This is a genomic window from Mycobacterium sp. NGS64 (assembly GCF_059812245.1).
Window position 1 is genome coordinate 103,891 of the sequence record NZ_JCALCI010000008.1, and the last position, 22,740, is coordinate 126,630.

Below are 22,740 nucleotides of genomic sequence, written 5' to 3' on the forward strand. Positions count from 1 at the left end.
CGCAGCGCCCGGCTACGCCGCGCTTGCGATCGCCACTAGGCTTCAGGCCCCAGCAGCTGGTCGGCGTCGAAGCAACTGTGATCGCCGGTGTGGCAGGCGGCGCCGACCTGGTCGACGGTCAGCAGCACGGTGTCGCCGTCGCAGTCCAGGCGCACCGAGTGGACGTGCTGGGTGTGGCCCGAGGTGGCCCCCTTGATCCACTGTTCGCCGCGGGATCGCGAATAGTAGGTGGCCTCACGGGTTTCCAGGGTCCGGGCCAGCGCGTCGTCGTCCATCCAGGCGACCATGAGCACGTCGCCGCTGCCGCGCTCCTGTACGACGGCGGTGACGAGCCCTTCGGCGTTGCGCTTCAGCCGCGCGGCGATGTCCGGGTCGAGCGTCATCGGACCGTGATCCGTTCTGCCGCCATGGCGGCCTTCACCTGCCCGATGGTCAGCTCGCGGAAGTGAAAGACGCTGGCCGCCAATACCGCATCGGCCCCGGCGGCGACCGCGGGCGCGAAGTGTTCCACCGCCCCCGCGCCGCCGCTTGCGATCACCGGCACCGTGACGGCCGCGCGGACGGCGCGCAGCATCGGCAGGTCGAACCCCGCCTTGGTGCCGTCGGCGTCCATCGAGTTGAGCAGGATCTCCCCCACCCCGAGTTCGGCGCCGCGGGCCGCCCATTCGACGGCGTCGATGCCGGTGCCCCGGCGCCCCCCGTGGGTGGTGACCTCCCAGCCCGACGGGGTCGGCGCCGATCCGGCGGGCACCGTGCGGGCGTCGACGGACAACACGATGCACTGGGAGCCGAATTGGGTTGCCATTTCGGCGAGCAGGTCGGGCCGCGCGATCGCGGCGGTGTTGACCGAGACCTTGTCGGCGCCCGCGCGCAACAGGGTGTCGACGTCGGCCACGGTGCGCACCCCGCCGCCGACCGTGAGCGGGATGAACACCTGCTCGGCGGTGCGGCGCACCACGTCGAGCATGGTCGCCCGGCCCGACGACGACGCCGTCACGTCCAGGAAGGTCAACTCGTCGGCGCCTTCGGCGTCGTAGGCCGCGGCCAGCTCGACCGGATCGCCGGCGTCGCGAAGGTTTTCGAAGTTGACGCCCTTGACCACCCGCCCGGCGTCGACGTCCAGGCACGGGATCACGCGCACGGCAAGGCCGGTACCCGCGTACATCTCAGTAGTCCTCCGGATCGCCGACGGCGCGCAGGATCTCGAGGACCTCGCCGTGCGCCCCGGGCGCCGCGGCCAGCACCGAGTCCGACTTCGGCGTCCACGGTTTGCCGGCCAGGTCGGTGACGATGCCGCCCGCGGACCTCACCTGCGCCACCCCGGCGGCGTGGTCCCACACGTGTCCGCCGAAACTGATTGCGGCGCCGAGTATTCCGTCGGCGACGTAGACGAGGTCGATGCCGGTGGAGCCGTGCATGCGCAGCCGCGACGAGACCCGGCTCAGGTTCTCCAGCAGGGCAATCCGGTAGCGCCCCGGGAACCGGCCGCGCGAGTCGGCGCTGAACGTTCCGACCGCGAGGAGGCTGTCGCCGAGCTGCGTGGTTTCCAGGGACGGTTGCGGCGCACCGTTTTTGACCAGCGGGCCGCCCGCGATGGCGGTGTAGCGCTCACCGATGAACGGCAGCCAGGTCAGGCCCGCGACCGGTTCGCCGTCGTGCAGCAGGGCCAGCAGGATCGCGGCCATCGGCGACCCGGCCGCATAATTGAACGTGCCGTCGACGGGATCCAACACCCACACCCACGGCGAGTCCACGTCGGTGCCGCCGAATTCCTCGCCGTGCACGCCGATCCCGGTGGTGGCCTGCAGCGCGGTGACGACCTGCCGCTCGATCGCGAGGTCGATCTCGGTGGCGAAGTCGTTGCCCTTCTTGGCAACCGCGGAATCGGCGCGGTGGCCCTCCAGGAAGCGCGGCACCGCGGCGTCGAGGATGACGGACGCCTTGTCGACCAACGGCGACACCATCGCGTTGAGGTCCATGCGGCTACGCCCTCACCGCGGCCAGGGCCTGCGGCAGGGTGAACCGCCCGGCGTACAGCGCCTTGCCCACGATGGCGCCCTCTACCCCGCGGTCGGTGAGCGTGGTGATGGCGCGCAGGTCGTCCAGGCTCGACACGCCGCCCGACGCGATCACCGGGGCCGCGGTGCGGTCGGCCACCGCGCCCAGCAACTCCAGGTTGGGGCCGCCCAGGGTTCCGTCCTTGGTGACGTCGGTGACGACGTACCGCGAACACCCTTGGCCGTCAAGGCGTTCCAGCACTTCCCAGAGGTCACCGCCGTCGGTCTCCCAGCCGCGTCCGCGCAGCCGATGCTGGCCGGCTGGATTGTCTTTGTCGACCTGCACGTCGAGCCCGACGGCCACCTTGTCGCCGTGCGCGTCGATCGCCCGCGCGCACCATTGCGGGTTCTCCAGCGCGGCGGTGCCGAGGTTGACCCGCGCGCAGCCGGTGGCCAGCGCGGCGGCCAGCGAGTCGTCGTCGCGGATGCCGCCGGACAGTTCCACATTCACGTCGAGCTTGCCCACCACCTCGGCGAGCAGCTCACGGTTGGAGCCGCGGCCGAACGCGGCGTCCAGGTCGACCAGATGGATCCACTCGGCGCCGTCGCGCTGCCAGCCCAGCGCGGCGTCCAGCGCCGAGCCGTACTCGGTTTCGCTGCCAGCTTTGCCTTGCACCAGGCGCACGGCACGCCCGTCGACCACGTCGACGGCCGGTAACAGAATCAATGGCATTTACAGTCCCTCAACCCAATTGCTCAGCACGGCCGCGCCCGCGTCGCCGCTCTTCTCCGGGTGGAATTGGGTGGCGGAGAGGGGCCCCTCCTCGACCGCTGCCAGGAACGGCACCTGGTGCGTCGCCCACGTCAGCAACGCCTCGTCCGAACCCTCCCAGCGCTGCGCGGCGTAGGAGTGCACGAAGTAGAACCGTGCGCCGGCGTCCAGCCCCTTGAACAGCACGCTGCCGGGCACGGCGTTCACCACGTTCCAGCCCATGTGCGGGATCACTGGGGCGTCCAGCCGCGTGACGGCCCCCGGCCACTGCCCGCAGCCCCTGGTCTCGACCCCGAATTCCACCCCGCGGGCGAACAGGATCTGCATGCCCACACACACGCCCAGCACGGGGCGCCCGGCGGCCACCCGCTCGGCGATGATGCGATCTCCCCCGACCTTCCGCAGGCCCGTCATGCACGCCTCGAAGGCGCCGACCCCGGGGACCACCAGCCCGTCGGCGGCCGCCGCGGCGCCCGCGTCGGCGGTCACCTCGACCGACGCGCCGACCCGCTGCAGCGCGCGTTGCGCCGACCGCAGGTTGCCCGAGCCGTAGTCGAGCACCACGATTGATTTCGTCACAGAACACCCTTGGTGGACGGCACACCCGACACCCGGGAATCGAGCTCGACCGCCTGACGCAGCGCGCGGGCCACCGCCTTGTACTCGGCTTCGGTGATGTGGTGCGGGTCGCGGCCATACAGGACGCGCACGTGCAGCGCGATGCGGGCATTCGAGGCCAGCGTTTCGAACACGTGCCGGTTGACGACGGTGTGATACGGCACCGAGCTGCCGCTGATCGTGGTGTGCTGCAGGTGATCCGGCTCGCCGGTGTGCACGCAATAGGGACGCCCGGACACGTCGACCGCGGCGTGGGCCAGCGCCTCGTCCATCGGGATGAAGGCGTCCCCGAAGCGCCGGATGCCGTTCTTGTCGCCCAGGGCCTGCCCGAGAGCCTGGCCCAGCGCGATGGCGGTGTCCTCGATGGTGTGGTGGCCCTCGATCTCGGTGTCACCCTTGGTGCGCACGGTCAGGTCGAAGCTGGCGTGGCTGCCCAGCGCCGTGAGCATGTGGTCGTAGAACGGCACCCCGGTGTCGACATCGACCTGTCCCGTACCGTCGAGGTCGAGCTCGACGACGATGTCGGATTCCTTGGTGCGCCGTTCGATTCGCGCGCGGCGTGCTTCGGTGGTCACGGGGCTCCTACTGAGGTGGCTGGGGCCAGTTCGGTGGCCGCGATCTGGGCGCTGGCCCGCAGGAAGGCGTCGTTCTCGTCGGCCAGGCCCGTCGTGGCGCGCAGGTAGCCGGGGATGCCGACGTCGCGGATCAGTACGCCGGCGTCCAGGTAGCGCTGCCAGGTGGCCGGCGCGTCGGCGAATTCCCCGAACAGCACGAAGTTCGCATCGCTGGGGATGACCCGAAATCCCATGCCGCTCAACGCCGTCGTGACGCGTTCCCGTTCGGCGATCAGGGTGGCGACGCTACCCAGGGTGTCGTCGGCGTGCCGCAACGCGGCGCGGGCCGCGGCCTGGGTGACCGACGACAGGTGATACGGCAGCCGCACCAGCAGCATGGCGTCGATCATCGCCGGTGTGGCGATCAGGTAGCCGAGCCGGCCGCCGGCGAACGCGAACGCCTTGCTCATGGTGCGGGTGACGACCAGCTTGGTCGGATATTCCTGGACCAACGCCACCGCGCTGGGCTGCGAGGAGAACTCGCCGTACGCCTCGTCGACGATCAGGATGCCCGGCACCAAGTCGAGCAGCCGCCGCAGGTCGCCCCGCGAAACGCTCTGCCCGGACGGGTTATTCGGGCTGGCGACGAAGACGACATCGGGTTGGCGTTCGGCGACGGCGGCGACGGCGGCGTCCACGTCGAGGCTGAAGTCGTCGGCGCGCGCCGCCTCGAGCCACTCGGTGCGGGTGCCGTCGGCGATGATCGGGTGCATCGAGTAGGACGGGACGAACCCGATCGCGCTGCGCCCCGGCCCGCCGAACGCCTGCAGCAGCTGCTGCAGGATCTCGTTGGAACCGTTTGCGGCCCAGAGGTTTTCGACGTCGAGCGGGGTCCCGGTCTGGGCGGTGAGGTAGGCGGCCAGGTCGCGGCGCAGAGCCACCGCGTCGCGGTCAGGATAGCGGTGCAGGTCGACCGCGGCCTCGCGCACCGACCGCACCACGTCGTCGACCAGCGCCTTGGTGGGCGGGTGCGGGTTCTCGTTGGTGTTCAGGCGCACCGGAACCGCCAATTGCGGTGCCCCGTACGGCGATTTGCCGCGCAGGTCGTCGCGCAGCGGCAGGTCGTCGAGTGTGGGGTTTTTGCGTTCGGTCATCGCTCGAACCTCCGCCGGACCGCCTCGCCGTGCGACGGCAGGTCCTCGGCCTCGGCCAGCGCGACCACATGTCCGGAGACGTCTTTCAGCGCCGCCTCGGTGTAGTCGACGACGTGGATGCCGCGCAGGAACGTCTGCACCGACAGGCCGCTGGAGTGGCGGGCGCTGCCGCCGGTGGGCAGCACGTGGTTGGACCCGGCGCAGTAGTCGCCGAGGCTCACCGGGGCGTACGGGCCGACGAAAATGGCTCCGGCCGAACGGATCCGGCCCGCGACCGCTGCCGCGTCGGCCGTCTGGATCTCCAGGTGTTCGGCGGCGTAGGCGTTGACTACCTCGACGCCGGCGTCCAGGTCGTCGACCAGGATGATCGCGGATTGGGGGCCGCTTAGCGCGGCCGTCACCCGTTCGCGGTGCACCGTCGTTTGGAGCTGAGCGGCCAGCTCGGTGTCGGTGGCGGCGGCCAGGCTTTCACTCGGCGTCACCAGCACGCTGCCGGCCATCTCGTCGTGCTCGGCCTGGCTTATCAGATCGGCGGCCACGTGCGCGGGGTCGGCGGTGTGGTCGGCGAGGATGGCGATCTCGGTCGGCCCAGCCTCGGCGTCGATGCCGACCCGGGAGCGGCACAGCCGCTTGGCGGCGGTGACGTAGATGTTGCCGGGGCCGGTGATCATGTCGACCGGCGCGAGCTCTCGACCATCGGTGTCGGTGCCGCCGTAGGCCAGCAGGGCGACGGCCTGGGCGCCGCCGACGGCCCACACCTCGTCGACGCCGAGCAGCCGGGCGGCGGCCAGGATCGTCGGGTGCGGCAGGCCATGGAACTGGCCTTGCGACGCGGCCTGCGGCGGGCTGGCCACCACCAGCGAGCCGACGCCGGCGGCCTGCGCCGGCACCACGTTCATCACCACGCTGGACGGGTACACCGCGTTGCCGCCGGGCACGTACAGGCCGACGCGCTCGACGGGGACCCACCGCTCGGTGACGGTCGCGCCGGGGCCGAGCGTGGTGGTGACGTCGGCTCGGCGCTGGTCGGCGTGCACGGCGCGGGTGCGCTCGATCATCACCCGCAGCGCCTCGGCTACGTCGACGTGCAGATCCGCCAGCGCCTGGTCGAGCGCCGCGGCGGGCACCCGGACGGCTTGCGGCCGCACCCCGTCGAAGGACGCGCCGTATTCCAGCGCCGCCTCGGCCCCGCCCGCCGCGACCGCCTCCACGATGGGCCGCACCGTGGGCAGCACGCTGTCCACGTCGGCGCCGCCGCGCGGCAGCGCCGCCCGCAGCCGGGCGGCCGTCAGCTGCGCGCCGCGCAGGTCAATGCGGGCGATCGGCGACGGTTGGGTGGGGGTCACGTTCTCCATTGTCCCCGATGGGAGCAACCGCATTTGCTCTCGGGGTTCGGGACCGCGCGAATAGGCGTTCAGCTGCCGAACGCGTTGCTTCCCATGACCAGTGCGGCGGTGCCGCCGTACAGATATCCGACCTCGACCGCTTCGGTGACCTCGGGTTCGGTCGCGCCCGCCGCCCGGGCGTTGTCCGCCAGCATCCGGACACCATCGGCGTGGGCAGCGATGGCATCCGTGACCATACCGATGAGCAGCTTGTACTTGGCGGGGATCGCGCCGTCCTTCAGGATGCGCTCACGCATCGCCAGGTAGGAGTCGGCGAACTGGGGATCGCGACGCTCGATCACCGACAGCCACGGCGGCTGGGGACTGCCCGCCTGCGGCGGGGTCTCCCCGGCGGGCGCGCCGGGCTGGATGCAGCCACCCGCCGAGGCCGGGGCACCGCCGACGTCGCCGCACACATCGGCCCGGACCGGAGAGGCGGTGTGCATCAGCAAGGCCGCGCCGACCACCATGGCCGCCGCCCACAGGATCAGGTAACTTGGCAGTGTCCGCGCCCGCGGGGCGTCGGCGCCAACGGATCGTCGGATCTCGACCGCCTCGGCGATCTCTGCTTCCGAGGCGCCGGCCGCGCGGGCTTCGGCGGCGAATGCCATGACACCGTCGGGACGCGCGGCGGCCATGGCCATGAGACATCTGTACTTTGCCGGGATGGCGCCTACTTTCGGCAGGGACTCGCACGCGTTGGTCATAGGCAAACCGTACGCCCGCAACCGCACCGACGGCAAAACGAAATCCCTTGTGCGGCTTGGCTTATTGCGACGCGGCCACGACGAACCGTCATCACGCAAGCGGCATTCGCGTGCCGCCCGGTACAGTGCCGGTGAAAGGCCGGGTAAGACCGGTCAGGGCCCGCAGAGTTGCTCAAGGAGCCGTCATGTCCACAAAGAATCACCCGAACAACGCCCCCGGCGTCCCGATGGTGTTCCCGGTCTGGTTCGAGCGCTTTCAGATCAAGTACTTCAACCCGGCGGTGAAGCCGATCGCGCGCTTTCTGCCCGGGACCGCGACCATCAAGCACCGCGGCCGCACCTCGGGCAAGCAGTACGAGACCATCATCACCCCGTACCGGAAGGGCAACTTGCTGGCGATCGCGCTGGCCCACGGCAAGACGAACTGGGTCAAGAACGTGCTGGCCGCCGGCGAGGCCGACGTCGAGTACAGCCGCAACCGCGTGGTGCACATCACCAACCCGCGGATCCTGCCCGCCGGTTCCGACGGCGAGGGCCTGCCGCGGATGGTTCGCGCGCAGCTGGGCCGGGTCGGGGTGTTCGTCGCCGACATCGCCTGACACTTGGCGGCATCGCGGGTGAACTGACGGCTTTCCGCGTGCACCGGCGGCGGGATTTCGGCGATTTTCCCGCCCTACATTCGCACGCAAAGCCATAGGTTCACACTCGACGCCCTAGGCCCGCGTGAAGACCGTTTTACCCGTCATCGCCGGCCAGGCCGACGGGGCGTCTTCCCAGGCAACAACGCGGTCGACGGCCGGCGACAGGTCCAGGCCACCGGCGAGCAGTTCGAGCACGCGTGGAATGACCGTGCGCGCGCTGACGCGTCCGGTGATGAACCGCACGCCGCGGGTGTACATCGGCAGCAGCGGCATCTCGACCTTGTATTCGGGGTAGATCCCCGTGTCGGTGCACACGCCATCCGGCCAGGTCGCGCGCAGGGTCGCCGATAGCGTCGCGGCGTCGCCGGTCGTGTGCACGGTGACCGGGTAGGAGCCCCAAGACTTGTCGGGTTTGGCGACGTCGTGGACCGCCGCGCCGAGCTTCTCGGCGGCGGCCAGCCGCTGCGGGTCGGTGTCGACGTAGTCGACGTGAGCGCCGAGCGCCACGCCGAACGCGGCCGCATACAACCCGATCGACAGTCGCCCGAGCACCAGGACCCGACGATCGGCCGGATCGAGCGCGCTCAGCTCGTCGGCGAACGGCCCGACGGTGCGCCAGCCGTCGGGAATGTTGTCCGACAGGGACGCGATGGAGACGGGGTCGACCGGGTCGGGAAACGGGATCAGCATCGCGTCGGCGTAGGGCACCAGCACCAGATCCGACATGAACCCGCCGCCGTCCAGCCCGGCAATCGGCGCCATCCCATACATCGCCATCAGTGGCCCCGATCCGCACGAACCCGTCACGCCTCGACGGCATTCGCGGCACGTCCCGCAGCTGATCTGGAAAGGCACCACCACCCGGTCGCCCACCCGAACGCCTTTGACGTCGTCGCCGACCGCCACCACCTCGGCCAACCCCTCATGGCCGACCGCGTACGCCGGCGGTAAGGGCAGCCTGCCTTGGCAGACCGCGACGTCGAGGTCGCAACACGCCACCGCCAGCGGCCGGACCAGCGCCTGCTCGGGCGCGGCGAGCTGCGGTTCGGGCACCTCGCGCCACGCGTATCGCCTGGTCTCTTCGTAGGTCAGCTGCCTCATCTCTGCATTCTTGAGTGATTATTCAAGTAAAGTCAATAGCATGCCGAGACCGGATCGCAGCCGCCCCGCGCTGATCGACAAGGCCGCTACCCTGTTTCGCCGCCAGGGCTACGCGGCGACCGGGCTCAACCAGATCCTCGACGAGGCCGGCGTCAAGCCGGGTTCGCTGTACCACCACTTTCCGCAGGGCAAGCAACAGTTGGCGGCGGCGGTCGTCGAGACGGAGGGAACCGGCATCGAGCAACTGCTGCGCCGGTTCCTGGCGACGGGCCGGCCGGTGGCCGACATCGTCGATCGGTGGATCGACCTGCTGGCCGCGGGCTTGGCGGGCGACCGGCGCGACGGCTGCCCCATCGAACCGATCGCCACCGAGTCCGTGCACGCGAGCCCGCTGGTGCGCGAGGCGTCGGCGCGCGCCTTCGGGGGATGGTGCGCGGCCATCGAGGAGCGGCTGCGCTCCGACGGGTGGGGTGCGGCGGAGGCGAAACAGGTTGGGCTGGCGGTGATCTCGTTGATCGAGGGGGCGCTGATCCTGTCCCGGACCTCCGGCGACGCGGGCGCGCTCGACGCGGCCAAGCCCGCCGCGCGCACGCTACTGCGCGGCTAGCTCGCCTTCGAGGCTGGCCTTGATCGCCTGGGCGGCGTCCTCCATCGCGGCGTGCAGCCGAACCGCCAACTCGTCCGGCAGAACATCCCTGGTCCAGATGAAGCGGCACCGGCGCGCGCCGTCGGGCACGATCTGCATCGCGGTGTTGTCGTGTTCCGGTCGCGCGGTGTCGCCGATGAGGGAGTAGACGATGCGGCGCGCGGCTTCGTCTCGCGCGATGAGCCGTTCCCGGGCGACATTGCCGTTCGCAAACGTCACCACGCGAACGTCGCCGTCGGCCTGCGCCGACACCACGTAACCGCGCGCCATGCCAACCGGGCCGTCGGCCCAGTCCCCGATCACTTGCCAAACGCGGTCGGCGTCGACGTCGATTTGGAACTCGGTGCGTATTGATGCCATGAAGCCAGCTTCGCGTCCGGATGCCGCGCGGTCTTGAACATCCTTGCGGCCGGCTGTCACCCTGCGGCGCTAGCCTGGCGGCGTGCTGTCGATGGTCACCCTCGCCGCCCGGCCCCACTTCAGCCTGCAGGCCTGGACATGCCGTCCCGACGGCTCGAGCTGGTCGGCGATCGAGCGCCCGATCGACGGACGGCTTGTTTTGGTCAGGTCCGGCCGGTTTCAGCGGCGAGGCTCAGACGGGCCGGTCAATCTCGATCCGACGGTCGGCTACGTCGGCGGGCCTGGCGAGGAAGACCAATTCGCACACCCCCACGGCGGGGACGCGTGCACCTCGGTGCGGCTGAGCGCGGCGTCGTGGCGGCGGCTGGTCGGCGATCCCGGTCGACTGCGACACTCGACCTTCTACGTCGACGCTCGGCTGGAACTCGCGCACCGGCGGTTGCTTGGCGCCGCCGATATCGACTACCAGCTCGCCGAGACTGTCGTGGCGCTCACAGCCATGGCGGTGCGAGCGGTAACCGACCGACGCACGCCGCTGGCGGATCGGCCGGGTCCCGCCGACGCACTTCTTGTGCGGCGAGCGCGCGCGGCCATCCACGACGACGACCCGGCGGCTCGGGGTCTCTTTCCGCTCGCGGAACTGCTGGGCACGTCGCCATACCGGTTGAGTAGGGCGTTCCCGCGCGAGCTGGGCGTGTCGCTCACCCGATACCGCAACCGCGTCCGGCTGAGCCGGGCGCTCGACCGGCTCGAGCGCGACGAGTCGACGCTGGCCACCGTCGCCGCTGAGCTCGGATTCGCCGACCAGGCGCACTTCACCCGCGTTGTGCGCCAGCAGCTGGGGCACACCCCGGCGGCGCTGCGCCGCGAGCTGCAGCGGGATGTGCGCTCACGGCTTTCGGTGTAACTTGCGGGCGACACACGCGAGCGGAAGGCCTACATGTCCAGGCCGATGTCGAGCACGCGCACCGAGTGGGTCAGCGCGCCGACGGCCAGGTAGTCCACGCCGGTCGCGGCGTAGGTCGCCGCGTTCTCCAGGCTCAGTCCCCCGGACGATTCGAGCAGCACGGCGGGCGCCCGGGCATCGCGGCGCTGTACGGCCGTCTGCGTCTGCCACACCGGGAAGTTGTCCAGCAGGATCAGCTCGGGCTTTTCGGGCAGCACCTCGTCGAGCTGCTCGAGCGAATCCACCTCGACCTCGCAGGGCAGGTCGGGGGCCGCTTCGCGCACCGCGCGCAGCGCCTCGACCACCGATCCGGCGGCCGCGACGTGGTTGTCCTTGATCAGCGCGGCGTCGCCGAGCCCAAGGCGGTGATTGACGCCACCTCCGACGCGAACCGCGTATTTCTGCAGGGCCCGCAGGCCGGGCAGGGTCTTGCGGGTGTCGCGGACCTTGGCCTTGGTGCCGTGCACCGCGTCGACCCAGGCCGCGGTGGCGGTGGCGATTCCGGACAGGTGGCAGATGAGGTTCAGCGCGGTTCGCTCCGCCGTCAACAGGCCGCGAGTCTGCGCCTGGACCGTCAGCAGCGGCTCGCCCGGCCGCAGCCGGGCGCCGTCGTCGACGCGATCGAGCACCTGATAGCCGTCGGCGCCGAGCACCTCGTCGAGCACGAGCAATGCGACGTCCACCCCGGCGATCACGCCCGGCGCGCGGGGCACCATCGAGGCGGTTGTCACCGCGCCGGCCGGGACCGTGGCCTGCGTGGTGACGTCGGGCCCGTAGCGCAGATCCTCCTGCAGAGCGCGCCGGATCAGATCTCGGGCGGTGTCGAGTTCGCCGTCGGACAGCATCGTCACCCCACCGCCGCCAGCGCCTCCACCAGCACCGAGTTCTGGTCGTCGGCCAGCCGGAGCACGCTGCTGCGGGCTTGCTCGGGCGCCGCGTCCGGGTACTCCGCGCGGTGGTGACACCCGCGGCTTTCGTTGCGCGCCAGGGCGCCGGCGGTCACCGCCCGGGCGGCCAGCGTCAACGCGATGTCCTCGAAATCGCGGCGGCCGGTGATGTCGCGGATGGGCGCCCCGGACAGCTTGTCGGACAACCGGTTCAGCCCGGCGGCGTCGCGCACCACCGAGGCGTCGCGGCTCATGGCCCGGTGCAGGTCGCCGCGCGGTGCGGCGGTGTGGGCGACGAGTTCGGGCGCGAGCGCGCGGGTCCGCCCGGCCGCCGAGGCGTGCGCGGCGGCCGCCCTGCCGGCGCGACCGCCGACCACCAGCCCCTCGAGCAAGCTGTTGGACGCCAAGCGGTTTGCGCCGTGCATCCCGGTGCGGGCCACCTCGCCCGCGGCGAACAGCCCGGGCAACTCGGTCTGCCCGTGCACGTCGGTGACGACGCCGCCGCAGCTGTAGTGCGCGCCGGGGACGACCGGAATCGGTTGGCGGACGGGGTCGATCCCGGCCTCCCAGCACGCGGCGGTAACGGTCGGGAACCGCGCCTCGAAGCCCGCGATGCCGCGCGCGTCGAGGAAGACGCACGGGTCGCCGGTCTCCTGCAGCCGCGCGTCGATGGCCGCCGCGACGACGTCGCGGGGGGCCAGGTCGCCCATCGGGTGAACGCCGACGGTAACCGAATTGCCGTGGGAGTCAAGCAGGATCGCGCCCTCGCCGCGGATCGCCTCGGTGACCAGCGGGCGACGCCCGCCGCCAGTGCCGAAAAGCATCGTCGGGTGGAACTGGATGAACTCGAGATCGCTGACCGGCACGCCGGCCCACAGCGCCAGCGCGATGCCGTCGCCGGTGGAGCCGTCGGGGTTGGTGGTCGCCCCGTACAGGTGCCCAAGCCCGCCAGACGCGAGGATCACCGAGGGCGCGCTGATGACGCCGTAGCCGTCCGGGTTACCCGCCCACACGCCGGTTACGGCGGCCCCGTCGTGCAGCACCCGCAGGGCAACGTGGCCGGTGCGGATGTCGAGCGTGGCCGCGGCGTGGTCGAGCGCCCGCTGGACCTCGGCGCCGGTGGCGTCGCCGCCGGCGTGCACGATGCGCCGCCGCGAGTGACCGCCCTCGCGCGTCACGTCCCACCGGCCGGGCACAGCCTCGTCGAATCGCGCTCCGTCACCGACCAATTCGGACACCGCGCGGTAGCCGTCGGCGACGATCGAGCAGACGGCGTCGGGGTCGCACAGGCCGGCGCCGGCGGCCAGGGTGTCGGCGACGTGGGCCTCGACCGAGTCGTCGTTTCCCGGCAACACCACCGCGATGCCGCCCTGCGCGTAGTGCGTTGCGGTCACCCCGCGCGCATCGTCCGCCTTGGACAGCACCACGACGCTGCGGCCGGCGCGATGGGCGGCCAGCGCGGCGGCCAAACCCGCCACGCCGGTTCCGATTACGACGACGTCGGCGGAATGGATCCAATCCGGACGGGCGATCATTCGCCGCCGCCCGGCTGCCCGATCTGGATCATTCGCTGCACGCTGCGCCGGCCCGCCGCGGCGATCTCGGGGTCTACGTGGACTTCGTCGGCCCCCTCGACCAGGCAGCGCAGCAGCGCGGCCGGGGTGATCATCTTCATGTACTTGCAAGAGGCCCGGTCGTTGACGGCGCGGAAGTCGACTTGCGGTGCGGCGCGGCGCAATTGGTGCAACATGCCGACCTCGGTGGCGACCAGGACCTTACGGGCGTTCGTTTCGTGGGCGGCGTCGAGCATGCCGCCGGTGGACAGGATCTTCACCCGCTCCGCCGGGAAGGCGCCTTCGCCGGCGAGGTACAAAGCCGAAGTGGCACAGCCACATTCGGGATGCACGTACAGTTCGGCGTCGGGGTTTGCCCGCGCCTGCTCGGAGAGCTCGTCGCCGTTGATGCCGGCGTGCACGTGGCATTCCCCGGCCCACACGTGCAGGTTTTTTCGGCCGGTGACCCGGCGAACGTGGGCGCCGAGGAATTGGTCCGGGCAGAACAGCACCTCGCGGTCGGGGTCGATGGACTCGACGACGTCGACCGCGTTGGACGACGTGCAGCAGATGTCGGTGAGCGCCTTCACCGCGGCGGTGGTGTTGACGTAGGAGACGACGACGGCGCCGGGGTGCTCGCCCTTCCAGGCGCGCAGTTCGTCGGGGGTGATGGAATCGGCCAGCGAACAGCCGGCCCGCTGGTCGGGAATGAGCACGGTCTTGTCCGGGCTGAGGATCTTGGCGGTCTCGGCCATGAAGTGCACACCGCAGAACACGATGGTGTCCTCGGGCGCCTCGGCGGCGATCCGCGACAGCGCCAGGGAATCGCCCACGTGGTCGGCCACGTCCTGGATGGCGGGCAGCTGGTAGTTGTGCGCGAGCAGGGTGGCGCCGCGCAGCGTGGCCAGCCGGCGGACCTCGGCGGCCCACTGCTCGTCGCCGTCCAGGCCGGCGTAGCCGGTCGGGGTGTCGGTGATGCGGGCACTCAGGTCGTCCGCGAGGGTGTCCATGCCAATCGAAACCGTCACAGCGGTTCCTTTCGTCCCGGGAGGTTTTCGACTTATAATCGAAAACATGGGCCATACTAGCACTGAACACGAGGTGCTGGCGGTCGTGTTCCAGGTTCGTCAGGTAACGGCGGGCCCCCGTAGACAGAAACCGCAGTTGAACGTCCTGTTATGGCAGCGCGCCAGGGATCCGCAGAAGGGCGCCTGGTCGCTGCCGGGCGGACGGCTGCGCACGGACGAGGACATGACTACCTCGGTTCGGCGCCAGCTGGCCGAAAAGGTGGACCTGCGAGAGCTGGCTCACTTGGAGCAGCTCGCTGTGTTTTCCGACCCACACCGGGTGCCCGGCGCCCGGGTGATCGCCTCGACCTTCTTGGGCCTGGTGCCCTCCCCCGCCACGCCGGAACTGCCCCCGGACACCCGCTGGCATCCGGTGGATTCGCTGCCGCCCATGGCGTTCGACCACGGCCCGATGGTCGCCCACGCCCAGACCAGGCTGGCCGCCAAGATGTCCTACACGAACATCGGATTCGCGTTGGCCCCAAGGGAATTCGCGCTGTCCGCGCTGCGCGACATCTACGGCGCCGCGTTGGGCTACCAGGTCGACGCGACGAACCTGCAGCGGGTGCTGGTCCGGCGCGGGGTGATCAGCCAGACGGGCACCATCGCGCAGTCCGGCCGCAGCGGCGGACGACCGGCGGCGCTTTATCACTTCACCGACTCCCGGCTGCGGGTCACCGACGAATTCGCCGCGTTTCGGCCGCCCGGTCAGCTTTAGCGCCGCCAGCCCGCGACACGCCGGTACATTGGGCAGAACACCTTTCGCCCGTGAGCTGGGGGGACCACGAGAACTGGCTCACAATGCGGCGATTACGTTTTGGCCACCGTTCGTTCATGCGCGAGAATGCCGGATGGCCAAGGAGGGATCTGCGAATGGTTGAGCTCGGCAATCTCGCGGGCACGAGTGGCGCTCAGTGGATCGGACGGCCGCACCACGAGGAGCTGCAGCGCAAGGTCCGTCCGCTGCTGCCCTCCGACGACCCGTTCTACCAGCCGCCGCCCGGCTACCAGCACGCCGAGCCCGGCACGGTGCTGCGCTCGCGCGACGTCGAGCTGGCTTTCCTGGGTCTGGTACCCCAGCACGTCAAGGCCGTCCAGCTGCTGTACCGCACGATGGACATGAACGGCCAGCCCGAGGCGACGGCGACCACCGTGATCGTCCCGGCCCAACTGGCTCCGGGGCAGAGCTGCCCGGTGTTGTCGTACCAGTGCGCGATCGACGCGATGACGTCGCGTTGCTTTCCGTCCTACGCGCTGAGGCGCCGGGCCAAGGCCCTCGGGTCGCTCAGCCAGTTCGAGTTCTTGCTGATCAGCGCCGCCGTCGCCGAGGGCTGGGCCGTGTCGGTGCCCGACCACGAGGGCATCCACGGTTTGTGGGGCGCGCCGTACGAACCCGGTTACCGCGTGCTGGACGGCATCCGCGCCGCGCTGAGCTCGGAACGCGTTGGCCTGTCGGCAGGAGCCGACACCAAGCCGCCGATCGGGCTGTGGGGCTACTCCGGCGGTGGCCTGGCCAGCGCGTGGGCCGCGGAGATGTGCGGCGATTACGCGCCCGAACTGGACATTGTCGGCGCGGTCCTGGGATCGCCCGTCGGCGACCTCGGCCACACGTTTCGCCGGCTCAACGGGAGCTTCCTCGCCGGCCTGCCCGCGCTGGTGGTGGCGGCGCTGGCCAAGATCTACCCCGACCTGGACCGGATCATCAAGGAGCACACCAACGAGGAGGGGCGCGCCCTGCTCGACTCGCTGCACGACATGACGACGGTGGAGGCCGTCCTGCGGATGGCCGGCAAGAACATGGGCGACTACCTCGACGAGCCGCTCGAAGAGATCCTGTCGACCCCCGAGGTCACCTACGTCTTCGACAGCATCAAGCTGGGCGCGGCGGTGCCGACGCCGCCGGTGCTGATCGTGCAGGCGGTGCACGACTACCTGATCGACGTGCACGACATCGACGAGCTCGCCGACGCCTATTCGGCCGGCGGCGCCCGGGTCACCTACCACCGGGACGCGTTCAACGAACACATCTGCCTGCACCCGCTGTCCGCGCCGATGACGCTGCGCTGGCTCACCGACCGGTTCGCCGGCCGGCCGCTGACCGAGCACCTGATCCGGACGACGTGGCCGACGATGTTCAACCCGATGACCTACGTCGGGATGGCGCGACTGGTCAAGATCGCGGCCAAGGTCATCACCGGCCGCAAGATCCCGCACCGCCCGCTGTAAGGTCCCTGGACGTCGAGCTCGGCACCCGCCCCGCTGAGTGTGTCCTGGGCTTTGCGCGTGAGTCCAGGGCGGAAAAATCGCCCAGATCTCGCCGTGGGTTCACACCGAATGCCGGGGGTTCACACCGACGCGGCTTCGACGGCTTGCGACGCTGCGACGCCTACGAGACGGCGGCCTCCGGGGCTTCGGGCTCCATCGGCAGCGCGCCGGGAGGCCGACCGGCCACCGGAAGACCACCCAGGTCGTCGCGGGCGTCGGCCGCCGCGAGCAGCGCGCACACCAGCGCGGCGATCCCCGCGGGCCACGCCAGCGTCACCGCCACCTGCGGCAGGTGGAGGGCGAAGAACACCGGCGGCGCCTGGGTGACATAGGCGACCGGCGGGCTGCCCGAGACCGCGACCGCGTCGAAGTTCAGCGCACCGTAGCGCAGCCGGACCAGCAGCGCACCCGTCCCCGCGGCCACCGCCGCGGCGACCACCATGCCGAGCGACAGCTCCAGGACCATCGCGGGCCCGCGGTGCTCGCGCCGCTGCCAGACCAGCACCGCGCCGACCACCGCCAGCGCCGTCAACAGGCCCAGCAGCATGGCCGGGGCGATGAAGAAGTGCTCGGACTCGGTGCCCAGATAGTCGTGGACCCGCTCGCCGGCCCGCGTGATCGCCACCACCGCGCGAAGCGGTGGCGCGATCCAGGCCCACAGCCCGCCGATCGCGACGCCGGTCGCGGCCACCCCCAGCGCCGCAACGAGGACCGCGCGCGCCCGCGCCTTACGGGGAACGCCGGAGGGGTCGAAATACGCCGGCTCGGCGTGCTCGGTCACCGCTTTGCCTCCATGTCCGCAGAGTCGACCTCGCCGTGCCGCGAGCACCGCGCCCGCCAGCCGTCGGGCCGAACCTGGACCACCATCCGCCGTCCGCATTGGGCGCAGAACCGGGGCGGCTCAAGGCCCAGCTGAGCGGCGGTCGGCACGGCCGAGCCACCCCGTTCCCCGGTGTAGACGTTGTAGACGCCGGCGCCGACCGGGGCGCCCAATTCCCGAACCACGGTCTCCAGTGTCTTACAGGCTGGCGTTGAGCGCCTTGATCGGCATCTGCAGATCCTGGAGCAGTTCCAGGTCCGCCTCGGCGGGGCGCCCGAGTGTAGTGAGGTAGTTCCCGACGATCACCGCGTTGATGCCGCCCAGGATGCCCTGCTTGGCGCCGAGGTCACCCAGCGTGATCTCGCGCCCGCCGGCAAAGCGCAGCATCGTGCGCGGCAACGCCAGCCGGAAGGCGGCGACCGACTTCAATGCCTCGCTGACCGGCAGCACCTCCAGGTCGCCGAACGGCGTGCCCGGCCGCGGGTTGAGGAAGTTCAGCGGCACCTCGTCGGGCCCGAGCTCGGCCAGGTCGGCCGCGAACTCCGCGCGCTGCTCCAGGGTTTCGCCCATGCCTAGGATGCCGCCGCAGCACACCTCCATGCCGGCGTCGCGCACCATCGACAGCGTCTCCCAGCGCTCTTCCCAGGTGTGGGTCGTCACGACGTTGGGGAAGTACGAGCGGGCGGTCTCCAGGTTGTGGTTGTAGCGGTGCACGCCCATCGCCGAGAGCTGCTCCACCTGCTCGGCGCTCAGCATCCCCAGCGAGCAGGCGATGTTGATCTCGACCTCGTCGCGGATCGCTTCGATGCCGGCCGCGACCTGCGCCATCAACCGCTCGTCGGGGCCGCGGACCGCGGCCACGATGCAGAACTCGGTGGCCCCCGACTTGGCCGTCTGCTTGGCCGCCTCGACCAGGCTGGGGATGTCCAGGCGTGCGCTACGCACCGGCGACGAGAACAGCCCCGACTGGGAGCAGAAGTGGCAATCCTCCGGGCACCCGCCTGTCTTCAGGCTGATGATGCCCTCGACCTCGACCTCGGGGCCGCACCAGCGCATCCGCACCTCGTGGGCCAGCGCCAGCAGCTCCTCGAGCCGGTCGTCGGGCAGCTGCAGCACCCGCAGCACCTGGTCGCGGGTCAGGCCCTCGCCGCCGTCGAGCACCTGCCTGCGGGCCACCGCGAGGATGTCGTCGTTCGAGTCGTCGGCGTCGGTCGTCGGCCGAGTTGCCGCTTGAGTCACCAGGTACTCCCCTGCATCTTTTTGCGTGCGCGCGCACCCGCACCTGCCACGTCGTCATGGCAGCCTGAACAAATCGGTTCAAAGTAGGGTAACGGCCTCCGGAGATTGGGCCAGACGGGGTATGTCTGCACCATGATTGTTTGGGAGGCCCAGGCGCACATCGAGTACCTGGCCCACCACATGCTGTTGTTGGCGATCCCCGCCTTCCTGCCGGCGATCGCGGTGGTTGGGGTCATCCTGTACGTCGCGCTGAAAGACCGCCGCAACGGCGGCGACGCGGGTGCGAACCAGCAAACCGACGCCGCCGACAAAAAGCGTGATTGACGGGCCCTCGATCGGGGCATTCCGGTTCCTGCGAGCTGCATCACAGCTCGCCAGGCCGGGGTGCAGGAGGGTTTGACGATGAAATCGGCGGAACTCACTTTTGTGGCCGAGGCGCCGGCGCGCGGCGCCGGCCTTAACCAGGTGATCGGACTGTCGATCGCCGCCGTGGTGATCGGCGCGGCCATGCTGTGGATCGGTTATGCGCACCGCACCCACCGCATCGAGTGGTTGACCCGCATCGCCGACAAGATGGGCGAAAAGTTCCACCGCCCCAACTGGGTGGCCCTACCGGTCCTGATCTTCACCACGTTCATCATCTGCGCCCTGTTCGGGTTCATCTGGGACGTCAGCTGGCACATCGGCAACGGCCGCGACCCCGGCCCGCTGGCGAACCCGGCGCACTACTTCATCATCATCGGCCTGTTCGGGATCTTCGTCGCGGGCATGTTGGCGATCGTGCTGCCGTTCGACCAGCCCGGCCCGGCGGCGGTGCGCATCACGCGTAACTGGTACGCCCCGGTCGGCGGGATTTTGATGGCGGGCTGCGGGTTGTACGCGATGATCGGGTTCCCCCTCGACGACATTTGGCACCGCATCTTCGGCCAAGACGTAACCCTTTGGGGCCCAACGCATTTGATGATGATCGGCGGGGCCTGCTTTTCGCTGTTCGCGGTGCTGATCCTGGAACGCGAGGGCGAGGCCCACGCGGGGGCGGAGGTCTTCCACGGCCCGTTCATCACGTTCCTGCGCTACCTGTCCTTCGGCGGCCTGTTCATCGGGCTGTCCGTCTATCAGATCGAATTCGACTTCGGCGTCCCGCAATTCCGGCTGGTGTTCCAGCCGATGCTGATCGCCGCGGCGTCCGCGCTGGCGGCGGTTGCCGCCCGCCTGACCATGGGGCGCGGCGGTGCGGTCATCGGAGCCTTGTTCGCCGTCGCGCTGCGGGGCCTGGTCGCGTTGCTGGTCGGGCCCATCCTGGGCGCCCCGATCAACTGGTTCCCGCTCTATCTGGGTCCGGCGCTGGTCGTCGAGCTGGTGGCGCTGACCCCACTCCTCAAGCGCCCCATCGCTTTTGGTGCCGTCTGTGGCCTCGGCGTGGCGACCGTCGGGCTGTGGCTGGAGTCGCTGTGGATCGGCGCGGTGTACCACTACCCGTGGCCGACGAGGATGTGGGGCGAGGCGCTGGCGATGTCGGTACCCGTGGCCGTGCTGACCGGGGTGTGCGGGGCGATGTTCGGGATGGTGCTCACCGGACAGCGGCTCCCGGGCCGCCGGGTCGGCATCGCCGCGGTGGCGTTGACGGTGTTGGTGATCGGCGCCGCGGTGGCCAACGGTTTGCACATCGTGGTGCCGAGCCAAAACACCGCCACCGTCACGCTGACCGACCAGCCGAGCCAGCCGGGGCGGCGGATGGTGTCGGCGGACGTGCAGCTGACCCCGCCGTTCGTCAGCGACCATCCGGAGTGGCTCACGATCCTGTCCTGGCAGGGCCGCATGCAGAACAACCGCGGCCTGATGATCGACCGACTGGAGAAGGTCGGTCCGGGGCACTACCGGTCGACCCAGCCGGTTCCCGTGTGGGGCGAGTGGAAGACGCTGCTACGGGTGCAGGACGGCCGCACGATGACGGCCCTGCCGATCTGGGAGCCCGCGGACGACGCCATTCCGGCACCTGAGGTTCCCGCGCTGGCGCAAAGCGTGCGGCCGTTCGTCCTGGAGGTCACGATCCTGCAGCGCGAACGCGACCAGAGCGCGCCGGCCTGGTTGTTCACCGCCGGCGGGATCGTGGTGCTGATCCTGACCCTAATGGTGATCAGCGCACTGACCTGGGGCGTCGGCCGGCTGAACAACGTCCAGCAATCGCCGGAGCCGGTCGAGGAAAAGCACCCCGTGCCCGGGGCCCCCAGGGCGGCCTAGCCTGATGATGGTTCGCAGCGCCCTCGTCACCGCGTGGGCGGCCGCGCTGACGTGCGCGCTGGTCGCCTGCGGCGGATCGCAGCCCCAGTCGCCCGCCGCCGCCCCGGTCGTCGACATCACCATCGCCAAGGGCCAGGTCACCCCGACCAACGCCACGCTGCAGGCAAAGGTGCACCAGCAAATCACCCTGCGGGTCACCAGCGACGCCCCCGACGAGTTGCACGTGCACTCGACGCCCGACCACAAGTTCCCGGTCGCGGCCGCGCCCGGCCAAACCTTCCAGTTCAGCGTCGACGTCCCGGGAAACGTCGAGGTCGAGCTGCATCACCTGGACCGCACGATCGCGACGATCCAAGTCCAGCCGTGAGCGCCGCCGGCGCGACGGCGGTGCTCGCGCACGGCCTGGGCGGGTCAGGCGACCTTCCGGTGCCGTACCTGTACGCGATGGTCGGGGCGGCGTGGGCGCTGACGTTCACGTTCGCGCTGGTCGCGTTCGCGTGGCGGCGGCCGCGCTTCGATCCGGACAAGCCCGGCCGCCCGCTGCCGTCGGCGCTGACCTCGTTCGTCGACGCCCGGGCGACCCGCTGGACGGCGGCCGGGCTGGCATTGGCGTTCGCGGTGTGGGTGGTGTCGGCCGGGGTGTGGGGTCCGCGGTCGGAGTCCAACGCCCTGCTCGGGGCGTTCTACGTGCTGTTGTGGGTCGGGTTGGTGGCGGTGTCGTTGCTCTTCGGCCCGGTCTGGCGGGTGATCTCGCCGATACGCACGTTGTATCTGCTGCTGCGGCGCGTGACGCCGGCGCGACTCGGTCAACCGCGGTGGTCCTACCCCGAGGGCTGGGGCTATCGGCCGGCGGCGCTGGGCCTGTTCGCGTTCGTGTGGTTGGAGCTGGCCAGCCCCAACTCGGCGTCGCTGCCGCTGGTCCGGGCGTGGCTGGCGACCTATGCGGCGCTGATGCTGGTCGGGGCGTGGCTGTGCGGGCAGCGGTGGCTGGCCCGGGCCGACCCGTTCGGTGTGTACAGCATGGCGGTTTCCCGGCTCTGCCCGTTTCGGCGCAACCCGGACACCGGCAGGATCGTCGTCGGGAATCCGCTCGACCACCTGCCGTCGCTGCCGGTGCGGCCGGGGGTGGTGGTGCTGCTGGCGGTGCTGCTCGGGTCGACGGCGTTCGACAGCTTCTCGTCGTCGCCGACGTGGCGGGGGTTCGCCGACGAGGTTTCGCGCGGCTTCGGCCTGGCGCCGACGCTGTCGTCGTCGCTGTTGCGCACCGTGGGGCTGATCATATTCATTTCCGTTGTGGCGGTGACGTTTTCGCTTGCGGCGCGCGCCACCGGCGGCGTCGACCGTGAGCAACGCCGTGCCCTGCCCGGGCGGATGGCGCATTCGCTGATCCCGATCGTGGTGGGCTACATCTTCGCGCACTATCTGTCCTACCTCGTCGAGCGCGGCCAGCAGGCGGTGTTCGCGCTGGCCGATCCGTTCGGCCGCGGCTGGAACCTGTTGGGGCTGGCGCATTGTCAGGTCGCCTACCTGCTGTCGGCGCATCCCCCGCTGCTCGCCGGCATCAAGGTGGCGTCGGTGGTGACCGGGCACATCGTGGCGGTGGTCGCCGCACACGACAGGGCCCTGCGGCTGCTGCCGGCCGGCCATCAGCTCACGGGGCAGCTGACGATGATGCTCGTCATGGTCGGCTACACGTTCACCGGCCTGTATCTGCTGTTCGGCGGCTAGCTCGGCTATGTCGTTGTGAGCCCACGGCTTTCGGTGTGAGCTCGCGGCGGGATCTTGGC

General features: G+C 70.5%; 26 protein-coding genes. 9 read left to right on the plus strand and 17 right to left on the minus strand.

Annotated features, from left to right (window positions below):
• Positions 1-35: 35 nt before the first annotated feature.
• The 9 genes from hisI to AC5Y4S_RS25500 are packed head-to-tail and all read right to left on the minus strand — an operon-like array spanning position 36 to position 7,124.
• Entirely contained in the window at positions 36-383 is a 348-nt protein-coding gene (hisI, locus tag AC5Y4S_RS25460; RefSeq protein ID WP_500035353.1) for a phosphoribosyl-AMP cyclohydrolase, read from the minus strand.
• Positions 380-1,165: an imidazole glycerol phosphate synthase subunit HisF gene (hisF, locus tag AC5Y4S_RS25465; protein WP_500035354.1), complete on the minus strand. Its 786-nt coding sequence runs from the start codon at positions 1,163-1,165 to the stop codon at positions 380-382. Before hisF ends, hisI begins: the two co-directional genes overlap by 4 nt.
• A 1-nt stretch (position 1,166) precedes the next feature.
• Positions 1,167-1,979, minus strand: a complete 813-nt coding sequence (locus tag AC5Y4S_RS25470; RefSeq protein ID WP_500035355.1) for an inositol monophosphatase family protein — start codon at positions 1,977-1,979, stop codon at positions 1,167-1,169.
• Between the two features lie 4 nt (positions 1,980-1,983).
• Positions 1,984-2,730 carry a bifunctional 1-(5-phosphoribosyl)-5-((5-phosphoribosylamino)methylideneamino)imidazole-4-carboxamide isomerase/phosphoribosylanthranilate isomerase PriA gene (gene priA / locus AC5Y4S_RS25475; RefSeq protein ID WP_500035356.1) on the minus strand — a complete coding sequence of 249 codons (747 nt, stop codon included), beginning with the start codon at positions 2,728-2,730 and terminating at the stop codon, positions 1,984-1,986.
• Entirely contained in the window at positions 2,731-3,348 is a 618-nt protein-coding gene (gene hisH, locus AC5Y4S_RS25480) for an imidazole glycerol phosphate synthase subunit HisH (RefSeq protein ID WP_500035357.1), read from the minus strand.
• On the minus strand, positions 3,345-3,962 hold the full coding sequence (gene hisB, locus AC5Y4S_RS25485) for an imidazoleglycerol-phosphate dehydratase HisB (protein ID WP_500035358.1): 618 nt from the start codon (positions 3,960-3,962) through the stop codon (positions 3,345-3,347). Before hisB ends, hisH begins: the two co-directional genes overlap by 4 nt.
• Positions 3,959-5,095, minus strand: coding sequence for a histidinol-phosphate transaminase (locus AC5Y4S_RS25490; RefSeq protein WP_500035359.1), 1,137 nt, complete (start codon positions 5,093-5,095; stop codon positions 3,959-3,961). Before AC5Y4S_RS25490 ends, hisB begins: the two co-directional genes overlap by 4 nt.
• Positions 5,092-6,450, minus strand: a complete 1,359-nt coding sequence (hisD, locus tag AC5Y4S_RS25495; protein ID WP_500035360.1) for a histidinol dehydrogenase — start codon at positions 6,448-6,450, stop codon at positions 5,092-5,094. Before hisD ends, AC5Y4S_RS25490 begins: the two co-directional genes overlap by 4 nt.
• A gap of 59 nt (positions 6,451-6,509) precedes the next feature.
• On the minus strand, positions 6,510-7,124 hold the full coding sequence (locus AC5Y4S_RS25500; protein ID WP_500035361.1) for a carboxymuconolactone decarboxylase family protein: 615 nt from the start codon (positions 7,122-7,124) through the stop codon (positions 6,510-6,512).
• A gap of 248 nt (positions 7,125-7,372) precedes the next feature.
• On the opposite strand from AC5Y4S_RS25500, the gene AC5Y4S_RS25505 reads away from it, so the two are divergent.
• Positions 7,373-7,786 (plus strand): nitroreductase family deazaflavin-dependent oxidoreductase, encoded by a 414-nt coding sequence (locus AC5Y4S_RS25505; RefSeq protein WP_500035362.1) that lies wholly within the window; start codon positions 7,373-7,375, stop codon positions 7,784-7,786.
• Positions 7,787-7,900: 114 nt separating this feature from the next.
• Here the strand turns inward: AC5Y4S_RS25505 and AC5Y4S_RS25510 are convergent, their stop codons facing one another.
• Positions 7,901-8,929 carry an alcohol dehydrogenase catalytic domain-containing protein gene (locus tag AC5Y4S_RS25510; protein ID WP_500035363.1) on the minus strand — a complete coding sequence of 343 codons (1,029 nt, stop codon included), beginning with the start codon at positions 8,927-8,929 and terminating at the stop codon, positions 7,901-7,903.
• A gap of 40 nt (positions 8,930-8,969) precedes the next feature.
• Here AC5Y4S_RS25510 and AC5Y4S_RS25515 point away from each other — a divergent pair, with 40 nt between their 5' ends.
• Positions 8,970-9,536 carry a TetR/AcrR family transcriptional regulator gene (locus AC5Y4S_RS25515; RefSeq protein WP_500035364.1) on the plus strand — a complete coding sequence of 189 codons (567 nt, stop codon included), beginning with the start codon at positions 8,970-8,972 and terminating at the stop codon, positions 9,534-9,536.
• Here AC5Y4S_RS25515 and AC5Y4S_RS25520 read toward each other — a convergent pair.
• Positions 9,522-9,935 carry an SRPBCC family protein gene (locus AC5Y4S_RS25520; protein ID WP_500035365.1) on the minus strand — a complete coding sequence of 138 codons (414 nt, stop codon included), beginning with the start codon at positions 9,933-9,935 and terminating at the stop codon, positions 9,522-9,524. The genes AC5Y4S_RS25515 and AC5Y4S_RS25520 overlap by 15 nt on opposite strands.
• A 91-nt stretch (positions 9,936-10,026) precedes the next feature.
• On the opposite strand from AC5Y4S_RS25520, the gene AC5Y4S_RS25525 reads away from it, so the two are divergent.
• Complete coding sequence (locus AC5Y4S_RS25525; RefSeq protein WP_500035376.1) at positions 10,027-10,842, plus strand: helix-turn-helix transcriptional regulator; 816 nt, start codon at positions 10,027-10,029, stop codon at positions 10,840-10,842.
• 29 nt (positions 10,843-10,871) lie between these two features.
• Here AC5Y4S_RS25525 and nadC read toward each other — a convergent pair whose 3' ends face one another.
• The 3 genes from nadC to nadA are packed head-to-tail and all read right to left on the minus strand — an operon-like array spanning position 10,872 to position 14,331.
• A complete protein-coding gene (nadC, locus tag AC5Y4S_RS25530; RefSeq protein ID WP_500035377.1) occupies positions 10,872-11,726 on the minus strand; it encodes a carboxylating nicotinate-nucleotide diphosphorylase in 855 nt (284 codons plus the stop codon).
• Between the two features lie 2 nt (positions 11,727-11,728).
• Complete coding sequence (locus AC5Y4S_RS25535; protein ID WP_500035366.1) at positions 11,729-13,303, minus strand: L-aspartate oxidase; 1,575 nt, start codon at positions 13,301-13,303, stop codon at positions 11,729-11,731.
• Positions 13,300-14,331, minus strand: a complete 1,032-nt coding sequence (nadA, locus tag AC5Y4S_RS25540) for a quinolinate synthase NadA (protein WP_500035378.1) — start codon at positions 14,329-14,331, stop codon at positions 13,300-13,302. The genes AC5Y4S_RS25535 and nadA overlap by 4 nt, the downstream gene beginning before the upstream one ends.
• A 64-nt stretch (positions 14,332-14,395) precedes the next feature.
• On the opposite strand from nadA, the gene AC5Y4S_RS25545 reads away from it, so the two are divergent.
• Both AC5Y4S_RS25545 and AC5Y4S_RS25550 read left to right on the plus strand, forming a co-directional pair.
• A complete protein-coding gene (locus AC5Y4S_RS25545) occupies positions 14,396-15,106 on the plus strand; it encodes an NUDIX hydrolase (RefSeq protein ID WP_500035367.1) in 711 nt (236 codons plus the stop codon).
• Between the two features lie 155 nt (positions 15,107-15,261).
• Positions 15,262-16,614 (plus strand): lipase family protein, encoded by a 1,353-nt coding sequence (locus AC5Y4S_RS25550; protein WP_500035368.1) that lies wholly within the window; start codon positions 15,262-15,264, stop codon positions 16,612-16,614.
• Positions 16,615-16,774: 160 nt separating this feature from the next.
• Here AC5Y4S_RS25550 and AC5Y4S_RS25555 read toward each other — a convergent pair whose 3' ends face one another.
• Genes AC5Y4S_RS25555 through bioB form a run of 3 tightly spaced genes read right to left on the minus strand, consistent with a single transcriptional unit; the run spans position 16,775 to position 18,712 of the window.
• Positions 16,775-17,434, minus strand: coding sequence for a DUF2567 domain-containing protein (locus tag AC5Y4S_RS25555; protein WP_500035369.1), 660 nt, complete (start codon positions 17,432-17,434; stop codon positions 16,775-16,777).
• Positions 17,431-17,658, minus strand: a complete 228-nt coding sequence (gene bsaP, locus AC5Y4S_RS25560; protein WP_068103887.1) for a biotin synthase auxiliary protein BsaP — start codon at positions 17,656-17,658, stop codon at positions 17,431-17,433. Before bsaP ends, AC5Y4S_RS25555 begins: the two co-directional genes overlap by 4 nt.
• A gap of 13 nt (positions 17,659-17,671) precedes the next feature.
• Positions 17,672-18,712 carry a biotin synthase BioB gene (bioB, locus tag AC5Y4S_RS25565; protein ID WP_068131490.1) on the minus strand — a complete coding sequence of 347 codons (1,041 nt, stop codon included), beginning with the start codon at positions 18,710-18,712 and terminating at the stop codon, positions 17,672-17,674.
• Positions 18,713-18,844: 132 nt separating this feature from the next.
• Between bioB and AC5Y4S_RS25570 the strand changes: the two genes are divergently transcribed.
• From AC5Y4S_RS25570 to AC5Y4S_RS25585, 4 genes are all read left to right on the plus strand, one after another.
• Complete coding sequence (locus tag AC5Y4S_RS25570) at positions 18,845-19,036, plus strand: hypothetical protein (RefSeq protein WP_500035370.1); 192 nt, start codon at positions 18,845-18,847, stop codon at positions 19,034-19,036.
• A gap of 78 nt (positions 19,037-19,114) precedes the next feature.
• Positions 19,115-20,953 carry a hypothetical protein gene (locus AC5Y4S_RS25575; RefSeq protein WP_500035371.1) on the plus strand — a complete coding sequence of 613 codons (1,839 nt, stop codon included), beginning with the start codon at positions 19,115-19,117 and terminating at the stop codon, positions 20,951-20,953.
• 4 nt (positions 20,954-20,957) lie between these two features.
• The gene (locus AC5Y4S_RS25580) at positions 20,958-21,320 is read left to right on the plus strand and encodes a cupredoxin domain-containing protein (protein ID WP_500035372.1); all 363 of its coding nucleotides are present in this window, start codon (positions 20,958-20,960) and stop codon (positions 21,318-21,320) included.
• The gene (locus AC5Y4S_RS25585) at positions 21,317-22,681 is read left to right on the plus strand and encodes a hypothetical protein (RefSeq protein WP_500035373.1); all 1,365 of its coding nucleotides are present in this window, start codon (positions 21,317-21,319) and stop codon (positions 22,679-22,681) included. Before AC5Y4S_RS25580 ends, AC5Y4S_RS25585 begins: the two co-directional genes overlap by 4 nt.
• Positions 22,682-22,740 lie beyond the last annotated feature (59 nt).